This window comes from Paraburkholderia oxyphila NBRC 105797 (assembly GCF_000685075.1).
GTDB classification, from domain to species: Bacteria; Pseudomonadota; Gammaproteobacteria; order Burkholderiales; family Burkholderiaceae; genus Paraburkholderia; species Paraburkholderia oxyphila.
In genome coordinates, this window is the sequence record NZ_BAYD01000310.1 from 1 (window position 1) to 504 (window position 504).

Below are 504 nucleotides of genomic sequence, written 5' to 3' on the forward strand. Positions count from 1 at the left end.
ATTTTCGAACGATCGTTCGTTTTGTGATTTCAGCCGCCTAGTTGGCCAAATCAGCAAGCCGTTCGGCCCCACGCGGCATATTCCACGACCTGCATTGAGTCTTTATCTTGCGGCACGAGGAAACGCCTTTGCCACTGTGGGCTGGGCCAGGCCCGCCGTCAGGGCAAACCACTCTTGCGGCTGGCGAACAGACAGTGATTGGGTCAGGAGGTCCTGATTGTCTGCAAGGGTCGATTTGACTGCCCGCAAATTCAGTTCAGCGAGCTTTTCGATGCTCTCGACGGTCCTCGTCGCGAGACCAAAGAATCTCTCCAAACCGGCTTTCTGCGCGGTGACCAACTGTTCGGGAATAGGCGTGCTCATCACTGCCCCATGGAGGTGAGACCGTGGATATCAGGAGGGAACCTGGCGGAGATACGGACGGCCCGCTCGGGCCAATCGCCATTGCTGCGATGCAGCGAATTCATTGTACGGCAGAGGCACGACACGCGTACGCGGGAAAAC

General features: G+C 57.5%; 1 protein-coding gene. It reads right to left on the reverse strand.

Annotated elements, in window-relative coordinates; translation table 11 throughout:
- Window positions 1-102: 102 nt before the first annotated feature.
- Entirely contained in the window at window positions 103-363 is a 261-nt protein-coding gene (locus tag BO1_RS56130) for a phasin family protein (protein WP_052409881.1), read from the reverse strand.
- Between the last annotated feature and the right edge of the window lie 141 nt (window positions 364-504).

Bases quoted from the DNA above. Each gene is read 5' to 3' on its own strand.
- BO1_RS56130 (WP_052409881.1), bottom strand. From the start codon at position 363: ATGAGCACGCCTATTCCCGAACAGTTGGTCACCGCGCAGAAAGCCGGT.